Annotated in this window: 17 protein-coding genes; 4 read left to right on the top strand and 13 right to left on the bottom strand. The window is 62.1% G+C overall.

All coding sequences use genetic code 11. The features are described 5' to 3' along the window. Position 1: 1 nt before the first annotated feature. The 4 genes from C0V73_RS05805 to C0V73_RS05820 form a co-directional block, all read right to left on the bottom strand. Positions 2 to 955: an ABC transporter permease gene (locus tag C0V73_RS05805; RefSeq protein ID WP_102019067.1), complete on the bottom strand. Its 954-nt coding sequence runs from the start codon at positions 953 to 955 to the stop codon at positions 2 to 4. After that, positions 952 to 1,899, bottom strand: a complete 948-nt coding sequence (locus C0V73_RS05810) for an ABC transporter permease (RefSeq protein ID WP_102019068.1) — start codon at positions 1,897 to 1,899, stop codon at positions 952 to 954. The genes C0V73_RS05805 and C0V73_RS05810 overlap by 4 nt, the downstream gene beginning before the upstream one ends. After that, positions 1,896 to 3,362, bottom strand: coding sequence for a sugar ABC transporter ATP-binding protein (locus tag C0V73_RS05815; protein WP_102019069.1), 1,467 nt, complete (start codon positions 3,360 to 3,362; stop codon positions 1,896 to 1,898). Before C0V73_RS05815 ends, C0V73_RS05810 begins: the two co-directional genes overlap by 4 nt. Positions 3,363 to 3,449: 87 nt before the next feature. Continuing rightward, positions 3,450 to 4,466, bottom strand: a complete 1,017-nt coding sequence (locus C0V73_RS05820) for an ABC transporter substrate-binding protein (RefSeq protein ID WP_102019070.1) — start codon at positions 4,464 to 4,466, stop codon at positions 3,450 to 3,452. Positions 4,467 to 4,724: 258 nt separating this feature from the next. Here C0V73_RS05820 and C0V73_RS05825 point away from each other — a divergent pair, with 258 nt between their 5' ends. From C0V73_RS05825 to C0V73_RS05835, 3 genes are read left to right on the top strand one after another with little or no spacing between them, the layout of a single operon-like run. Further along, entirely contained in the window at positions 4,725 to 5,969 is a 1,245-nt protein-coding gene (locus C0V73_RS05825; RefSeq protein WP_102019071.1) for a sensor histidine kinase, read from the top strand. Then, complete coding sequence (locus C0V73_RS05830) at positions 5,966 to 6,688, top strand: response regulator transcription factor (RefSeq protein ID WP_054149007.1); 723 nt, start codon at positions 5,966 to 5,968, stop codon at positions 6,686 to 6,688. Before C0V73_RS05825 ends, C0V73_RS05830 begins: the two co-directional genes overlap by 4 nt. Positions 6,689 to 6,748: 60 nt before the next feature. Then, on the top strand, positions 6,749 to 7,306 hold the full coding sequence (locus tag C0V73_RS05835; protein ID WP_102019072.1) for a regulatory protein RecX: 558 nt from the start codon (positions 6,749 to 6,751) through the stop codon (positions 7,304 to 7,306). Positions 7,307 to 7,337: 31 nt separating this feature from the next. On the opposite strand, the gene C0V73_RS05840 is transcribed toward C0V73_RS05835, so the two are convergent. From C0V73_RS05840 to C0V73_RS05880, 9 genes are all read right to left on the bottom strand, one after another. Continuing rightward, a complete protein-coding gene (locus tag C0V73_RS05840; protein WP_102019073.1) occupies positions 7,338 to 8,336 on the bottom strand; it encodes a sensor domain-containing diguanylate cyclase in 999 nt (332 codons plus the stop codon). A 92-nt stretch (positions 8,337 to 8,428) separates the two neighbouring features. Further along, a complete protein-coding gene (locus C0V73_RS05845) occupies positions 8,429 to 9,481 on the bottom strand; it encodes an ornithine cyclodeaminase (protein ID WP_102019074.1) in 1,053 nt (350 codons plus the stop codon). Positions 9,482 to 9,669: 188 nt separating this feature from the next. After that, the gene (locus C0V73_RS05850) at positions 9,670 to 10,950 is read right to left on the bottom strand and encodes a TRAP transporter large permease (protein ID WP_102019075.1); all 1,281 of its coding nucleotides are present in this window, start codon (positions 10,948 to 10,950) and stop codon (positions 9,670 to 9,672) included. Beyond that, complete coding sequence (locus tag C0V73_RS05855; protein ID WP_102019076.1) at positions 10,950 to 11,477, bottom strand: TRAP transporter small permease; 528 nt, start codon at positions 11,475 to 11,477, stop codon at positions 10,950 to 10,952. Before C0V73_RS05855 ends, C0V73_RS05850 begins: the two co-directional genes overlap by 1 nt. 65 nt (positions 11,478 to 11,542) lie before the next feature. Continuing rightward, complete coding sequence (locus C0V73_RS05860; protein ID WP_102019077.1) at positions 11,543 to 12,517, bottom strand: TRAP transporter substrate-binding protein; 975 nt, start codon at positions 12,515 to 12,517, stop codon at positions 11,543 to 11,545. A 62-nt stretch (positions 12,518 to 12,579) separates the two neighbouring features. Continuing rightward, positions 12,580 to 13,458: an amidohydrolase family protein gene (locus tag C0V73_RS05865; RefSeq protein WP_102019078.1), complete on the bottom strand. Its 879-nt coding sequence runs from the start codon at positions 13,456 to 13,458 to the stop codon at positions 12,580 to 12,582. Then, complete coding sequence (locus C0V73_RS05870) at positions 13,455 to 14,594, bottom strand: mandelate racemase/muconate lactonizing enzyme family protein (protein WP_102019079.1); 1,140 nt, start codon at positions 14,592 to 14,594, stop codon at positions 13,455 to 13,457. Before C0V73_RS05870 ends, C0V73_RS05865 begins: the two co-directional genes overlap by 4 nt. 17 nt (positions 14,595 to 14,611) lie before the next feature. Continuing rightward, positions 14,612 to 15,517 (bottom strand): 5-dehydro-4-deoxyglucarate dehydratase, encoded by a 906-nt coding sequence (kdgD, locus tag C0V73_RS05875; protein WP_102019080.1) that lies wholly within the window; start codon positions 15,515 to 15,517, stop codon positions 14,612 to 14,614. A 69-nt stretch (positions 15,518 to 15,586) separates the two neighbouring features. After that, a complete protein-coding gene (locus tag C0V73_RS05880; RefSeq protein ID WP_102019605.1) occupies positions 15,587 to 16,330 on the bottom strand; it encodes a FadR/GntR family transcriptional regulator in 744 nt (247 codons plus the stop codon). Between the two features lie 152 nt (positions 16,331 to 16,482). On the opposite strand from C0V73_RS05880, the gene C0V73_RS05885 reads away from it, so the two are divergent. Continuing rightward, positions 16,483 to 17,280: an NAD(P)-dependent oxidoreductase gene (locus C0V73_RS05885; RefSeq protein WP_102019081.1), complete on the top strand. Its 798-nt coding sequence runs from the start codon at positions 16,483 to 16,485 to the stop codon at positions 17,278 to 17,280. Positions 17,281 to 17,352: the final 72 nt, after the last annotated feature.

Genomic DNA, 17,352 nt, shown 5'->3' on the forward strand with positions numbered 1-17,352 from the left:
TTCAAGTTTTGCCGGCGCTGCGCGTGGTCGGCAGCATGATGACGGCGATGATGATGAGACCGGTGAGAATGAGGCGGATGCCGGCTCCAAAACCGTAGGTATTCAGCATCGAAACGACAAGGAACATGAAGAGCGAGGCGCCCCATATCCCCGGAACATTCGAATTGCCGCCGGCAACCGCCGTGCCGCCGATAACGACGACGGCAATCGACATCAGGAGATATTCCGTGCCCATGTTGAGTGCTGCACCGCCGGAGAAGCTGGCGAGCAGATAGCCGCAGAGCGAAGCGAGCACGGCGCAGAGCAGGTAGGTGACCAGTCGCGTGCCGTCGATCGGGATCCCGGCCATGCGGGCGGCGCGGATGCTCTGGCCGATCGCGGCAATCGAGCGCCCATAGACGGTACGATTGATCACGTACCAGACGAGCGCGGAGAGCACCAAGGCAACGAGCGCGACATTCGGGATGCCTGCCGTCGAGGAGGTGGTGAAGTCCGCAAGCCAGCTCGGCGGCTTGATGCGCAGTCCCCGGTTTGTCCAGATCGCCGTCGACTGCACGATGAAGCTCATCGACAGCGTTGCGATGATCGGCGGAATGCGCAGCAGCTTGATCAGCGCGTAATTGCCGATCCCAATCGCGACCCCGACTCCGATAGCAACGACAAGCCCGGTCAGGATCATGCTGTTCTCGACATTCATCACCTTGAGCGAAACCGTCGCCGCAAGTGTCATGTTGGCAGGAACCGAGAGGTCGATATTGCCGGGACCGAGCGTGATCACCAGCATCTGGCCGAGGCCGACCAGCACCGAGAATGCGCCGAAGGTGAGGGCCGCCTGTGCAAGTCCGACGGTGCTCGCCCCGCCCGTGAAGACAATGGTGACAAGGAAGACGCTGGCGGCCGCGATAAAGGACCAGATCCAGGTCCGGGCGAAGAGCGTGGAGAGTGCCTGGGTCATGACTTGCCCTTCCGGCCTTCGGCGCGATTGAGGGCAAGACGCAGCGTCAGCACGAGGATCAGGATCGCGCCCTGTGCGCCGATCTGCCAGTCCGGCGAAATCCTGAGGAACGACAGGAATGAGCCGGCGAGCGTCAGGGTGAGTGCACCGATAACGGCACCGATGGGCGAGACGCGCCCGCCGACGAATTCGCCGCCGCCGAGAATGACACCGGCGATCGAGAGCAGCGTATAGCGCAGCGCGATATTGGCGTCCGCTGAGGTCGTCAGCCCCACCAGCGCCATGCCGGCGAGCACTGCAAAGAAGCCGGCGAGACCATAGACGGCCGCCCGTGCTCCGATGATCGACCATCCGGCCCGGGCAACCGAGCGGCTGTTGCCGCCGACCCCACGCAAGACGACGCCGAAGGACGAGCGCATGATGACATAGTGGCTGACAACGGCGATCAGGATGCTGGCCACGATCGCCATCGGAAGCAGCGGCGGCTTGACCGTCATGATCGTCCGGATCCAGCCGGGCGCCTCGCCGCCGGGTGCCGGCAGGATCAGGACCGCAAGTCCGCCCCAGACGAAACTCATGCCGAGCGTCACGACAATCGACGGCAGATCCCGAAGGTGGATCATCACACCGATCAGCGCATAGACGCCGATTGCTGCCATTAGAATGAGGACACCCAGCAGAGGCGAGGACTGCAGGAAGGTGGCCGTTACGCAAGCGACAAAACTGACGAAGGTGCCCATCGACAGATCGAGGTCGTTGACCGTCATGATCAGCATCTGGGCGATGGTTGCGAGCGCAATCGGCACCGCGAGATTGAACAGCAGGTTGAGGCCCGTATAGCTCATGGCCCTCGGCTGGAGATAGAAGACCGCAGCGAGCAAACCGACCAGCGAAAGGGCTGGGATCAGCAGGCGCAGGCCGTCGGCTGAGAAGAACTTCGTCATGCGGCCTCCTGGAAGGAGGCGGAGAGGATGTTTTCTTCCGTCACCTCGTCGCCCTTCAGTTCGGCAACGATCATGCCGTTGTTGAACACATAGACGCGGTCGCAGAGGCAGACCTCGTCCATCTCGGTCGAGTACCAGACGAAGGTTCGCCCGGCGTCCGCCTCCTGGCGCAATATCGCATAGACCTCCTGCTTGGTGCCGAAGTCCACCCCGCGCATCGGGTCGTCCATCAAGACCACTGGTGCACGACTTGCGAGCGCCCGGGCGAAGAGAACCTTCTGCTGGTTTCCGCCCGAGAGCGACAGGATGGGATTGTCCATGTCGGGGGTGCGGATGCCGATCCGCTCCTTCCAGGTCTGGCCCAGCGTCTCCTCCCGATCGAAGTCGAGCGTCTGTAGCCGCGATAGGTCCGGCAGGATGCCGATGCTAAGGTTTCTTAAAATACTCCACAGCGTGAAGGTGCCGTTGACGGCACGGTCGCCGGCGACGAAGGCAACTTCGGGGTCATCGGCCCGCATCCAGTTGCCGGTTCGGGATTCGAAGAGGCCAACCAGCATGTCCGTCTGGCCGTGCCCGCCGAGACCAGCGAAACCGACGATTTCACCCTTCATGGCCTCGAAGGGGAGGCCGCGTCCACGCACCGGCGCTGCGGTCAGCACACTTGCCGTGTCCGTCCTCTGCAGGTGTGTGCGGGCCTCGCGTGTCTTCACCACGCTGCCCATGGCCTCGATCAACCCGTGTTCCGAAAATTCCTCGGCCGGCCTCTGGCTGACCACTCTGCCGTCCTTCATGACGACGATGCGGCTGGAGACCGACAGGATCTCGCCGAGAATATGGGAGATGAAAAGGATCGCGCCGCCATCGCGGACGAAGCGCTCGACATAGGCGAGCAGTTGCTCGGCAAGCCGCGCATCGAGCGACGACGTCGGCTCGTCCAGAATGACGAGGCGGACAGGGCTGCCGATCTCGCAGAAGGTGATCGCGATCTCCACCATCTGCCGTTCTGCGATGGTCAATGTGCCGACGGCCTCGTGGCAATCGATCGAATGACCCGGGAAGATTTCCTGCAATTTGCTCTCGATCAGGGCCGCACCCCGCTTGCGCCAACCCCAGCCTTTCAGGCTGCGATGCATCACGCGGGTGTTTTCCACGATCGTCAGGTTCGGGCAGAGCGACAGTTCCTGGAAGACGCAGCGAATCCCGGCCTCGCGCGCAGCATTGATGCTGTGGCCTCCGCTGCCGTGACCGTATCGGATGGTCCCCTCATGCGGGCTAAGCCCGCCATTGATGACGTTGACGATGGTGGATTTGCCGGCGCCATTGTGGCCGACGAGGCCGACGCATTCTCCAGCCCCGATGTCCAGCGTGACGCCGTCAAGCGCCTTCACCGCGCCGAAACTCACTCTTGCATCGGTAACGCTGACGACGGGCCGTCCATCGCCCTTATCGAGCATGGCATTCATTCTGAACAACTCTCTCACTCATGCGCCAAGGGTTCCCCATCCCGCCCGGCCCTAAGGCCGGACGGTCCGGGGAGGTTTTCCATTCGATCACTTGGCGGACGCGATTACCTTCTGGGCGTCTTCGAGCGAATACTCGACATTGGCGACGCCGCCGGCCTGAGTGTTGGCCAGGTTGGCTTCGAGGTTGTCCTGGTCGATGCGCAGGAAGGGCACCACGAGGTCCTTCTTCACATCCTTGCCGTCGAGGATCTGCTGGGCGACCCAGAAGGCAAGCGTGGATACGCCGGGCGCAATCGAGACCGACATGGTCTCATACTTGTTGGCGTCCTTCTGTTCCTTCCACCACTTCAGCTCGTCCTCGCGGTTGCCCATGACGATGACAGGCATCGGACGGTTGGCAGCCGCAATCGCCTGGGCGGCACCATAGCCGTCACCACCCTGGGTCACGACGCCGGCCAGTTCCGGCAGGCTCGGCAGGATGCCGGCGACGGCCTTCTGCGCGACGTCCTGCGCCCAGTCGCCGTGCACAGAGCCGACGATCTTGAACTGCGGGAACTGCTCGACACCGGCATGGATGCCAGCCGAGATTTCGTCATCGACGAAGACGCCGGCGAGACCACGGATTTCAAGCAGATTGCCGCCCTGCGGCAGCTTGCCGGAGAGATATTCAACCTGGCTGCGGCCCATTTCCTTGAAGTCGACAGCGATGCGCCAGGCGCAGGGTTCGGTGACGATGCCGTCGAAGGAGACGACGGTGATACCGGCGTCACAGGCTTCCTTCACGGCGCCGTTGAGTGCCGTCGGCGAGGCGGCGTTGATGACGATGGCATCATAGCCCTGCAGGATCATGTTCTGGATCTGGGCTGCCTGCTCGGTCGCCTGGTTTTCGGCGGTCGTGAAAGCGTCGGCGGCTGCGACCTGTCCGGCCTTCACGGCTTCACCGGTCACCTTTTCCCAGCTGGTCAGCATGGCCTGACGCCAGGAATTGCCGGCATAGTTGTTCGAAAGGGCAATCTTCTTGGCCGAGGTATCGGCCATTGCGGGCATGGATGTGGCGATAAGGCACAGTGCCGCGCTCGCCAGAAGGTATCTGCTGGTCTTCATGATCTCACTCCCTGTTGTCCGGCGCTCTTGGCGCCGGTTTCCTCCAAACAGCCGGACGTGGCCCGGTCTGAATTCCCCGCCGAGTTCCTCTTCTCGGCAGGATCAGGATGGATCGAACGGCGAGGCCTGTACAGGTTGGGGACGGCAGGACGTTTGCGGGAATTACGCAAAGTCCTGCGGGATCCCGCAGGACGACCACCCTATCGAGATGTGTTATGAAGGAGATGCGGCCTTGGGAGTGGCCGCGGGGAGGACATCATGCTCAAGATCGCGCCGTCAGCGCTGCTCGATCACTATCTCGGCATTTCGCGGCTCCTGGCCGGTCAGCTCGATTTCCGGTCGGCCATCAAGGCCGTGGGCGTCGAAGTATCGCATATCGTGCCGCATGACCACCTCGATGTCTGCATTACCATGGTCAACGGCCTCTACCACACAGCCTATGAGACCGGCCTCGACACCTTCTGGGGTCAGACCACGCCCGCTCCCGTGGCGAGCAGCCCGATCCGCACCCTGCTCTGGGGCGAGATCGACTTCCTTCTGACGGATGATGCCCAGCAGGAGACGCGCTACCACGTCGATACTCCCTTCACCCGCCCAATCTTCGAGCACAATCTGCGCAGCCGTCTCCATGTGCCGCTCAAGGTGCGCGGTGAAGTCATTGGCGCGCTCAGCTGTTCGTCGCATGCGGTCGGTTTCTACACCGAGCAGGACGTGGCCAATGCCCAGTCGATCGCCGACCTGCTCGCGCCATACTTCTTTGCCCTGAGAGCCGCCGAACAGGCCAAGCAATCGGCGATCGTCGAGGCGGAGGCGCGCGCCCGCGAGGAGGGGCTGCGGGCGGGTGCCTTGAGCCTGACCGAAGCCTTGGAACGCGAGCGGCAGCGCATTGGCATGGATCTGCACGATCAGACGCTCGCCGACCTCACCCGCCTGTCGCGGCGCATCGATCGCCTGATGCAGGAAGGCGAGGTGAAGGGCGAGGCGCTGGAGCCGGTCGGACGCGGCTTGCAGCATTGCATGCAGGATCTTCGCGAAATCATCGAGGAGGCCAAGCCCTCGGTGCTGCAGCTCTTCGGTTTCGCCCACGCCATCGAGAACCATCTCGACCGCGCGGTGCGCGATCACGGCTCGCAGCTTGCCTGGAGCCTCAGCGACGACACGGATGGTCTGATCGACACCATCGACCAGTCTGTCCGGATCGCCCTGTTCCGGATTGCGCAGGAAGCCATCAACAACGCCGTGCGCCATGCGCAGGCAAATGTCCTGGAGTTGAAGTTGAAGAGTACGGCACATGCCCTGACGATCGAGGTGGCCGATGACGGGCAGGGGCTTTCCCGCTCGGATCGCAGCGCCGGCGGCGGGATCGACAATATGGTCACGCGGGCGCGACTGATCTCCGCCAAGCTGACGCTGGGGGCGGCGCGCGAGGGCAAAGGGACTGTGATGCGCGTGCAGATGCCGCTCACCCTCGCCAAGGCGGGATTGCTGGAGGACATGAAGTGAAGGTTCTCATTGTCGAAGACGATCCGCTGCACCGGTCCTATTTGCTGGAGGCGGTCTGTGCCGCCCTTCCCGAATGCGACAAGGTCATCGAGGCCGGCAATGGGGCGGAAGGCGAGCGCCTTGCCCGCGACCACAAGTCCGCCCATGTCGTCATGGACCTGCAGATGAACGCTCGCAATGGCATCGAAGCGGCGCGCACCATCTGGAAGGAACGACCCGATACCCGCATCCTCTTCTGGTCGAACTATTCCGACGAAGCCTATGTCCGCGGCGTCTCCCGTATCGTGCCGGATGGGGCAGCCTACGGCTACGTTCTCAAATCGGCCTCCGACGAGCGCCTGAAACTCGCGCTCCGCAGCATTTTCGTCGAGGCGCAATGCGTCATCGACCGTGAGGTGCGCGGCATGCAGCAGAAGAGCCTCGGCCAGGTCCGTGGCTTCAGCGACAGCGAATACGAGATCCTCGTCGACATCGCGCTCGGCCTCACCGACCGCACGATCGCGCGCCGAAGGGGCCTGTCCATCCGCAGCGTCCAGAACCGTCTTCAGCAGCTCTACGAAAAGCTCGGCGTGTACCAGATGTCTGTCGAGGACAGCGACGAGGGGCGCTTCAATCTGAGGGCAAGGGCGGTGACGGTCGCGCTTTTGCGCAAGCTGTTGAACTACAGTGCCCTGGAGCGCGCCGAAGCCGAGCTTGCGGAGTGGCTGCGGTCTCATTGATCCATCCACGGAGTCGAGATGGCTGTTGACGATCGCCCGCGAAGTTGGGAGACCGGGTCCATGGACGAACCGTCGAAAGCGCCTAAAGATCAGCCGACGCCACGCATGTTGGCCTGGGCCAAGAACTCGGCTGCCTACCGGCTCGCCAAGCGCATGATGACCGAACGCGAACTCGCCGACGCCATCAGGCGCAAGGCGCGCAGCAAATTCGAGGACATCAGCGAGGGGCAGCTGAATGCGCTGGCAGACACGGCCCTTGCCTTCGGGCGCAGCATGAAGGCGCTGGACGACCAGAACTATGCCGAGATCCGGGCGAATTCAGCGGCACGCAGCGGCCGCTCCAAGCGCGCAATCGCCCGCAAGCTGGCTGAGAAGGGTGTGGACCGCAGTATCGTCGAGGCCGTCCTTGTGGACGCGGATGATTTTCGCTCGGCCGTCGTCTATGCGCGCAAGAAGGCCTTCGGGCCCTTCCGCCGGCCGGATGTGGAAGCCGACGACGCCCGCTGGAGCAAAGAGATCGCCTCCTTCGCCCGCCAAGGTTTCGGCTTCGATCTGGCCAAGCGTGTGCTCGACATGGAGCGTGAAGAAGCCGAGGATATTCTCCTCGGCCCGGCGTGAACGGATCCCTGCCGAGAGACGACTAAATGCTTCAAGATCCCTTGCGCGTCCTACCAACACCACCGGGTATCTCCGCTGGCATGGCCCATGAACAGGTGACGCGATTTCGGCCGCTCGCCTTGGATTGATAGAGGGCTTCGTCCGCGCGCCGCAAGGGATCTGCCAGACCCTGGTCGCTCTTATCGAGCATGGTGACACCAAAACTTGCCGTGACAGCGCCGTCTACCTCTGGTCGCCGCGAACCTTCGATCGCCTGGCGCAGACGCTCGGCGACGGCAACTGCGCTCTTGGCCGTGGCCCCCGGCAAGAGAACAGCGAATTCCTCGCCTCCTATGCGCGAGAGAATATCGCCATCACGCAGAACGCCACGGCACACGTCCACAACCTCGATCAGCACACGATCCCCAGCCATATGACCAAACCGGTCGTTGATCTGTTTGAAATGGTCGATATCGAAGCTGAGCAGGCCGATCGATGGCGGCGCCATGCGTTCGACAAGCCTTTCCAAAGTACCGTGGAAGGCCATACGAGATGTGGCACCGGTGAGCCAGTCTTGATCGATCTGTCGCCGGAGCTCCATTTCCCTCATCACCAGCGCTGCAAGCGACTGAAGGATTGCAATTTGTCGCTCGTCGAAGTGTCGCGGTTCACGATCCATGAGGCAGAGTGAACCGAGGCGAGCTTTTTCCGAAGTCACCAGTGGAGCGCCTGCATAAAACGCGACGTATGGGTTTCCGATGACGAAAGGGTTTCGCGCCGTCCGACTATCCTGCCTCGTGTCGGCAATCACCAGAACGTCGTCGCTGCGAATTGTCTCGTTGCATATGGCATGCTCGCGCTCAGTTTCGCGAAGGTCCAGACCGATATTCGACTTCAACCATTGGCGATCGTCGTCGAGCAGCGAGATGAGCACGATCGGCGTATCGAAGATCAGACGCGCCAGGGCGGCGATCCGTTCGAAGGGCTCCTCATGCGGCGTATCGAGAATGCCGTACTGATGGAGTATGTTCAGGCGTTCGACTTCATTCATCCGGCCAGACTCCTTGGAGATGAGGGACACTAGGCCGCAAATATTTCCGCCAACTTAAATTCTGCACGAACCCCTAGATCTTGGGGGGGTGCTCAGTCCTTGGCCCGCTGGAGCATGCCGAACAGGTCGCGCGGATCGTCCGGATCGGCGATCAGGTCGACAGACTGGAAGAAGGCGGTCCCGCGAACCCGCTCGCGCACGTATCGCAAGGCCGAAAAGTCCTCGATCGCAAAGCCGACACTGTCGAACAGCGTGATCTGCTTGTCACTCCGCCGCCCCTCGACCTCGCCCGTCACGACCTGCCAGAGCTCGGTCACGGGATAGTCGGGATCCATCTGCTGGATCTCGCCCTCAATCCTCGTCTGCGGGGGGTATTCGACGAAGGTGTCGGCACGGTAGAGGATATCGCGATGCAGCTCGGTCTTGCCGGGGCAGTCGCCGCCGATCGCGTTGATATGCACGCCAGCGCCGACCATGTTGTCCGTCAGGATGGTGGCATACTGCTTGTCGGCGGTGCAGGTGGTGATGATCTGCGCACCTTCGATCGCAGCCTGTGACGTTGCGCAGGCCGTGACCTGCAGGCCGGAGCCCCCGAGGTTGCGCCGGGTCTTCTCCGTTGCTTTCGGATCGATATCGAAGAGCCTGATATGGGTGATCCCCAGCACCGCCTTCATCGCCAGCGCCTGGAACTCCGCCTGGGCTCCATTGCCGATCATCGCCATGGTCGTGGCACCCTTGGGTGCCAGGTGTCGCGCGGCCATGGCTGACGTTGCCGCTGTTCTCAGCGCCGTCAGCAGGGTCATTTCCGTCAATAGGACTGGATAGCCGGTCGATACATCGGCGAGCAGGCCGAAGGCGGTGACTGTCTGCAGGCCCTCAGCCATGTTCTTCGGATGGCCGTTCACATATTTGAACGAATAGATCTCGCCGTCCGAGGTCGGCATTAGCTCGATCACGCCTTCCCGCGAATGCGAGGCGACGCGCGGTGTCTTGTCAAACAGAGCCCAGCGGCGGAAATCGGCTTCGATGACATCGGTCAGCTCGGTGAGCACGCGCTCGATCCCGATGTGATGCACGAGCCGCATCATGTTCTCGACGCTGACGAAGGGGACGAGGGCTTTGTCCGAAGGGGCTGGCGCTGTCATGATCCACCGGTTGAAAAGGAAGGTGCAGCCAGTCTAGCGAGGCTCAGGCACAATCGAAACGGCGATAATCTGTCAGTTTGCGCAGCTTGATGCGCAAACTGCGATGAGACTTTGCGCATAGTGTCAGCGCAAAGAAAGACAGGGGCCGAAGCCCCTGTCGAAGGATCCTCTTCGGGGAGGACGGAGGATCACTTGAACTGCGCGGGAAGCCAGAGCGAGAGTTCCGGAATGAAGGTGACCATCAGCAGCACCGCAACGCAGGCTCCGAAGAACGGCCATATGGTCTGCATGGCTTCCCGGATCGAGATCTTGCCGACGGCGCAGCCGACGAACAGTACGGTTCCGACGGGCGGCGTAATCAGCCCGATGCCGGCATTCAGGATCATGATGACACCGAAATGCACCGGATCGATGCCGAAGGCCTGGACGATCGGCAGGAAGACCGGCGTCGTGATGATGACCAGGGGCGCCATGTCCATGAAGGTGCCGAGCACCAGAAGCGCCACCGTGATCAGGAGAAGCACGACCATCGGATTGTCCGAGATCGACTTGACCACCTGGATGAGCGTGAGTTGGACCTGCAGGAACGACATCAGCCAGGCAAAGGCGGCGGCCATGCCGATGACGAGGAGAACAAGCGAGGTCGTTTTCACGGCCCCCAGGATCGCCTCCACGAAGCCGCTCCAGTCGAGTTCGCGATAGACGAAGACAGCGACGAGGAAGGCGTAGATGACGGCGATGCACGAACTCTCGGTGGCCGTGAACACGCCAGAGCGGACGCCGCCGAAGATGATCGCGATCAGTAGCAATCCCGGCAGGGCGGCGAAGAAGAAGATCAACAGCTTGCCGAAACCCGGGAAAGGCTCGGCAGGATAGCCGCGTTTGCGTGCCACGACATAGGCCGTGATCATCAGGGCGATGGTCAGCAGGATGCCCGGAATGATGCCGGCCGTGAACAGGTCCGCGACCGAGACGGTACCACCCGCGGAGATCGAATAGAGGATCATGTTGTGCGACGGAGGGATCAACAGGGCGATCAGGGCCGAGCTGATCGTGACGTTGACGGCATAACCGCGGTCGTAGCCGCGAGCCGCCATCTGCGGCACCATCAGACCACCGATCGCCGACGCGTCGGCCACGGCCGAGCCCGAAATGCCACCGAACAGGGTCGAGGATACGATATTGACCTGTCCGAGGCCGCCGCGCATGTGGCCGACGAAACCCGACGCGAAGCGGACCAGCCGGAAGGCGATCCCGCCGCGGACCATCAGATCGCCCGCGAAGATGAAGAACGGGATCGCCATCATGGCAAACACGTTCATGCCGGAATTGAGCTGCTGGAAAATCACGATCGGCGGAATGCCGAGATAGAGCACCGTGGCAAACGATGCGATGCCGAGGCAGAACGCGATGGGCATGCCGAGGACCATCAGGATCGCGAAGGTGCCGAAAAGGATCGAATATGCCATCAGAGTACCTCGGCCTTGGCCACATCATCGGCGACCACCGCGGCGGGCGCGATCAGCGTGTCGATGAAGCGTTCCAGCGCAAAAATGGAGATCAAGGCCCCGCCGACGATGAGCGGGATGAAGTCGATCCCGCCGGGCCAACCGAGAACCGGGATCCGTGCGGTCCACGTGCCGGCCGCAAGTTGGGCGCCGTAGTAGGACATGGCGACTCCGAAGCCGGAGATGAGGCCGAGGCTGATCAGGTCCATCAGGCGCTGGACGCGGGGCGCCATGTTGTAGCGCACGATGTCGAGCCCGAGATGCACGCTTTCGCGCACACCGACGGCAGCCCCCAGCAGAATGAACCAGGACATCAACTGCAGCGAAAGCGGTTCCGACCAACTTGGCGTGTCGTTGAGGACATAGCGACCGAAGACTTGCCAACCGATGATTACGGTCATCAGGACCACGCCGATACCGGCCAGATAGAGGCAGGCGAGGCTCAGCCAGTGTAGGCCGGGCCTGATGGCTCGCATGAAACGCAACATGGATCCCTCCGAAATCCAGAATAAGAAAAAACCGGCCGCATCGTGGATGCGGCCGGTCTGTTGTCTCACTTGACGGCGCGAACGCGCTCGACGAGATCCTTCATCTTCGGATCGGTGACGAACTTGTCGTAGACCGGCTGCATGGCGGCGACGAACTCTGCCTTGTCGACGGTGATGATGTTTGCACCGGATGCACGGATCTTCTCTTCCGAGGCCTTCTCGCGGGCCTGCCACAGTTCACGCATCTTGCCGACGGATTCCTTGGCGGCTGCCCGGATGATCGTCTGGTCTTCCGGTGTCAGCTTGTCCCAGGTCACTTTCGAAATGGCGAGGATTTCCGGCGTCAGCGAATGGTCGGTGAGCGTGTAGTTCTTGGCAACCTCGAAGTGGCGCGAGGACTCGTAAGACGGCCAGTTGTTTTCGGCTGCGTCCACGACGCCGGTTTCCAGCGACGAGTAGACTTCACCGAAGGGCATCGGCGTCGGGTTGGCACCAAAGGCTTCCATCATCGCGATCCAGAGATCGGACTGCTGAACGCGGACCTTCATGCCCTTGAGGTCGGCCAGGCTCTGGATCGGCTTCTTCGTGGAGTAGAAGGAACGCGCGCCGGAATCGTAGAAGGCAAGTCCGATCAGGCCGTGCGGTTCGAAGGCTGCTAGCACTTCGTCGCCGATCTCGCCATCGACCACCTTATGCATGTGCTCGGTGTCGCGGAACAGGAAGGGCAGGCCGAAGACGACCGTTTCCGGCACGAGATTGTTGAACGGCGCGCTGTTGACGCGGTTCATATCGATGACGCCAAAGCGGGTCTGCTCGATCGTGTCCTTCTCGGTGCCGAGCGCGGCATTGTTCATCACTTGGATGGCGATGCGGCCATTGGTGCGTTCCTTCACCAGATCACCCATGAATTTCACGGCATCGACCGTCGGATAACCGTCCGGATGGATGTCGGCGGAGCGCAGGGTGATTTCCTGGGCGAAGGCAGCGCCTGCGCCGAGGGTAAGCCCTATGGCGAGGCTGAGCATTGCGGCAGTTTTCATTGGTCTTCCTCCTCTTTGATTGAGCCCGCCGAAACCTCCCGTTCCGGCGGATTGCAGTCCGGCTATCGGTCTCCTGAAGGCGCGATGCCGAAAAGTTCTGTCGGATTGTCCACGAGCGCGAGCTGGCGGGCCGCCTCGTCTGGCAGCCAGCCGAGCACGGTGTCAGCAAGAGCCGCATCGTCCGGATAGTCGGCCTGTGCGCGCGCCAGATTGTGGGGCCAGTTGGATCCCCAGACGATGCGTTCGGGCGCGTGCGCCGCGATATCGCGGGCGACGGCCGCAACGTCGGCGAAGTCGGGCCCGCCTGTCTTCGAGGACTCGTAGGCGCCGGCGAATTTGAACCAGCAACGGCCGCCGTCGATCAGCCGCTTGGTGGCCTTGACCTGCGGGCTGTCAGGTGTGACGCCACAGAAGAACTTGCCGTGGTGGTCGAGTACCCAGCGGGATTTCAGTTTCGAGAGCCGTGCCTCGTAGTCGAGGATGTCGCTACCATCGAACTGGATGGCGATCATCCAGTCGCGGCTTGCGGCGATCGCGTCCACTTCCTCGAGCTTGGTCAGATTGGCAGCACCACCCGGCAGGTTCATGATGCGCGCGCCACGGACGCGAGCCGCAGACAAGCGGTCGAGCTCGGCTTCGCTGGTGCTGGCATCGACAGCTGCGATGCCCCAGGCGATGTCCCCGAACTGCTCCAGGCATGCGACCAGATTTGCATTATCAAGCTGATGCGCCATGCCCTGCGTGACAATAACGCGATCGATCCCGATCCAGTCCATGAACTGGCGATACTGCTCCGGCGTGGGCAGATCTCCGGCTGGAAGACCGGGCCCGCCGGGCAGGGCCGGATAGCCAGGCAGATAGGCATGCATCTGCGTGTCGATCGCACCCTTGGGCAGGGTGATTGCAGGCTTGCGACCGGAGAGGGGGCGGATCAGGCTCATGCCTCGTCCTTCATCTTGAATTCCTGGAGCGCATCGCGGTTGATCTCGATGCCAAGCCCGGGAGCATTGGGAATAGTGACCACGCCATTCTCGTGTTCGATCGGCGTCTGGATAACGGCCTGGCGGAACGGGTTGTCCGTGCGGTCGAATTCCAAGATGGGCTCGATCGGATTGACGCGGACGGGATCCGGGACCATCGCCGCGATGAACTGCAGTGCCGCTGCAATATGGACGGCCGTACCCCAGACATGTGGCACGACGCGAATGCCGTGCAGTGCTGCGAGATCCGCCACGCGCTTTGCCTCGGTAAACCCGCCGACACCGGCGAGATCCGGCTGAACGATGTCGACCGCGCGGGTCTCGATCGGCTCCTTCATGCCCCAGCGGCTGTGCCAGGTTTCGCCGCCCGCGACCGGGATCGGCTGTTTGGCCCGCACTTCGCGATAGGCGGCAAGTTGTTCGGGGACGACAGGCTCTTCGAACCAGTCGAGACCGTATTCTGCGGCCCGCCGTCCGAACTCGACGGCTTCCAGCACGCCATAGCCGTGATTGGCATCAGCCATCAGACGCATGTCCGAACCCGCGGCGTCGCGGGCAGCCTTGATCACGCGCAGATCTTCCTCGATGCCGAAGCCGACTTTGATCTTGGAGGCGTGAAAACCCTGCGAACGGTAGAGCGCGATGTCATTCGCATTGTCTTCGACCCTGTCGACGCCGTCGCGCTTGAAACTGCCCGTGGCATAGGCCTTCACGCTTTCGCGGAAGCGCCCACCGAGCAGCGTCGACACAGATGCGCCGAAATGCTTGCCCTTGATATCCCAGAGCGCGATGTCGATGCCGGACAGCGCGGTCAGTGTCAGGCCACGCTGGCCCTGGTCGCGCAGGGCGTTATAGAGCACCGCCCAGATCTTTTCGGTCTCCAGAGGGTTCATGCCGATCAGCCAGTTGCGATAGGCTGCAACCACCGCAGCATTCGGCCGGGCCGGACCGAGGCATTCGCCCCAGCCCGTCAACCCGTTGTCGCAGATGATCTCCACGAGTACATGCGCTCGCCGATCAAAGCGCATGGAGGCGCTCTGGAACGGCACCGAGAGCCGGTGCTCGAGAAGATGGGTGCGAACCTCTGCGATCTTCATATCTGCGCGTCCTTTGCTCAGCGCTTCCACGGCGCGATAAGCTTGGCCATCATCTCTTCTTCTTCCGCCGTCAGGTCATCGAGGGGAGGGCGCACCCTGCCGGCGGCAAAGCCCTGCAGACGCACGCCGGCCTTCACGGCCGAGACGGCATAACCCTTGCGTCGGCTGCGGATGGCCATGAACGGGTAGAAGAAGTCCTTGAGGATCGTCTCGCAGCGCTCGCGTTCGCCGGCGCGCAATGCCTTGTAGAAGTCGACGGCGAGACCGGGCACGAAGTTGAAGACGGCGGATGAATAGGTCGTGAAGCCAGCGCCGAGATAGGCCTCTGCGAAGAGTTCGGCCGTCGGCATGCCGCCCAGATAGGTGAGCCGATCGCCCATCGTCGCGGTGATCTGGCGCACAAGGCCGATATCGCCGGTGCCATCCTTGAAACCGATCAGGTTGGGGCATTCGTCGCACAGGCGCTGCAGCGTCTCGACGCCGAGAACCGAATTGTCACGATTGTAGACCATGACGCCGATGCCGACGGACTGGCAGATGCGCTTGACGTGCTGGTACATGCCCTCTTGCGGCGCGTCGATCAGGTAATGCGGCAGGAGCAGGATGCCGTCGGCGCCGACCTTTTCGACGGAGCGAGCGATCTCGATGGCGACCTCGGTGCCATAGCCGCAGCCCGAAACGATAGCCGTCTTGCCGGCGGCCTCCTTGGCGGCGGCAACGACGCGCGGAACCTCAGATGGCGTCAGCGAGAAGAACTCTCCCGTGCCACCGGCCGCAAAAAGCACCGGCGCATCAAAACCAGACAGCCAATGCACATGCTCGGCATAACTGTCGGACTTGAAATTCCCTGCATCATCAAAATGCGTCACAGGGAAGGAGAGAAGGCCGGCGCCGAGCGCGGCCTTGATGTCTTGCGGCGTCATGTTCGAATGTCCTCTCTTGGCCTCCTCCGGCCAAGTTGTCATACGTATTCATGGCGCCTGTGTCAAATGTTATCGTACAGGTTGGCGCTGCTCTCGCAAAAGCGCGCGATAGCGACCCTGGCTGCCCCGCAGATGGCGGCGCATGGCGTCTCGCGCAGCGTCCCCGTCCCCGATCGAAATCGCCTCGACGATATCGGCATGTTCGGCGTCGATCAGGCGCAGATAAGCCGATTGATCCTCTTCGCTGTCCTCGTCGCGGAGTGCCGCGCGCGGGATGACATTCTTGCCGATCATGGCGAGAAATTCGCGGAAGCGTGGATTGTTGGTTGCCTCGGCGATCGCAAGATGCAGGGCGAAATCGGCTTCTGTGGTCGATTGGCCAGCCTCGAGACAGGCCCGAATGGCGTAATGCCGTTCAAGAATGACTTCTTCTTGGGCGGGGGAGCGTCGCAATGCGGCGAGCCCTGCGGCCTCAACCTCCACGGCCGTTCTGAGCTCCAAGAGTTCAATCATGGACGAAACGCGTGCCGGATCCACATTGCCGATCAGCAAGGGGGCAGGCGTCGGCTCCTGAGGGGTGAGCACGAAAACACCGGCGCCCTGGCGAGCTTCCACCAGCCGATCGGCCCGCAGCGACGCGATTGCCTCGCGCACGACGGTGCGCGACACGCCATGCGCTTCTGACAGCTGGGCTTCGCTCGGCAGCTTGCTGCCCGGTGGGAACTGGCCGGCACCGATTGCTTTTCTAAGCGTATCGCCAAGTCTCTGCACCAGGGTGCCCGCGCCCGCCTCGTTCCTTGCTTGCAATGCCATCCGTACTTCCCCGTCTTCGAAACGCCCCGGCTGCAGATATTCCATGCTTGCGCCAGCTTTGGCCAGCCTGTGGCCCTCAAGGTCTACGATATTGACCGGGTAAGGGCAACCTGTATGATAAGTTGACAAATCACATCAGGGAGGAGTGCGGCGTGAAGAGACTTTTGCTGACGGGAGCTGCCGGCGGATTGGGCAGCGCGATGCGTGGGCGCTTGAAGGGGCTCGCGGAGATCGTCAGGGTCTCGGATATCGTTGAACTCGGTGCAATCGCGGATCACGAGGAGGCCGTGGTTTGCGATCTCGGCGACCGCGAGACCGTGGACCGGCTCGTTGAAGGGTGCGACGCCATCATCCATCTCGGCGGCATCTCAGTGGAGGATAAGTTCTCCAAGATCATGAATGCCAATCTGCTCGGCCTCTTTAATCTCTATGAGGCGGCACGGGCTAACGGCATGCCGCGCATTCTCTTTGCCAGTTCCAATCACACGATCGGCTTTTACCGTCAGGACGAATACCTCGACCACGAAGCCGCGCTGCGACCGGACGGTCTCTATGGTGTCTCGAAATGCTTCGGCGAGGCGCTGGCGCGCATGTATTTCGAGAAGTTCGGCCAAGAGACCGCGCTGGTGCGCATCGGCAGCTGCATGGAAAAGCCGAAGAACCACCGGATGCTCTCCACCTGGATGAGCTATGACGACTTTCTATCGATGATCGAATGCATCTTCCGCGCCCCGCGTCTCGGCTGCCCGGTCATCTGGGGCTGCTCTGACAATGACACCCGTTGGTGGGACAATTCCCATGTGTCCTACCTGGGCTGGCATCCGAAGGACAATGCCGAGCGCTTCCGGGCCGAGATTGATGCAACCGTCCCCAAGCCGAAGCCCGATGATGCCGTTGCCATCTATCAGGGCGGCCCCTTCGTCAGCGATCCCATTTTCGCGGAAGACTGAGCCAAGTATAGCTCCAGTTGTCGTTGAGGCCGGGCTCCCGCAGAGCTTGGCTTTTGCGTTTATGAGGAAGGG

The sequence above is a fragment of the Rhizobium sp. TH135 genome, assembly GCF_002855515.1.
GTDB lineage: Bacteria > Pseudomonadota > Alphaproteobacteria > Rhizobiales > Rhizobiaceae > Allorhizobium.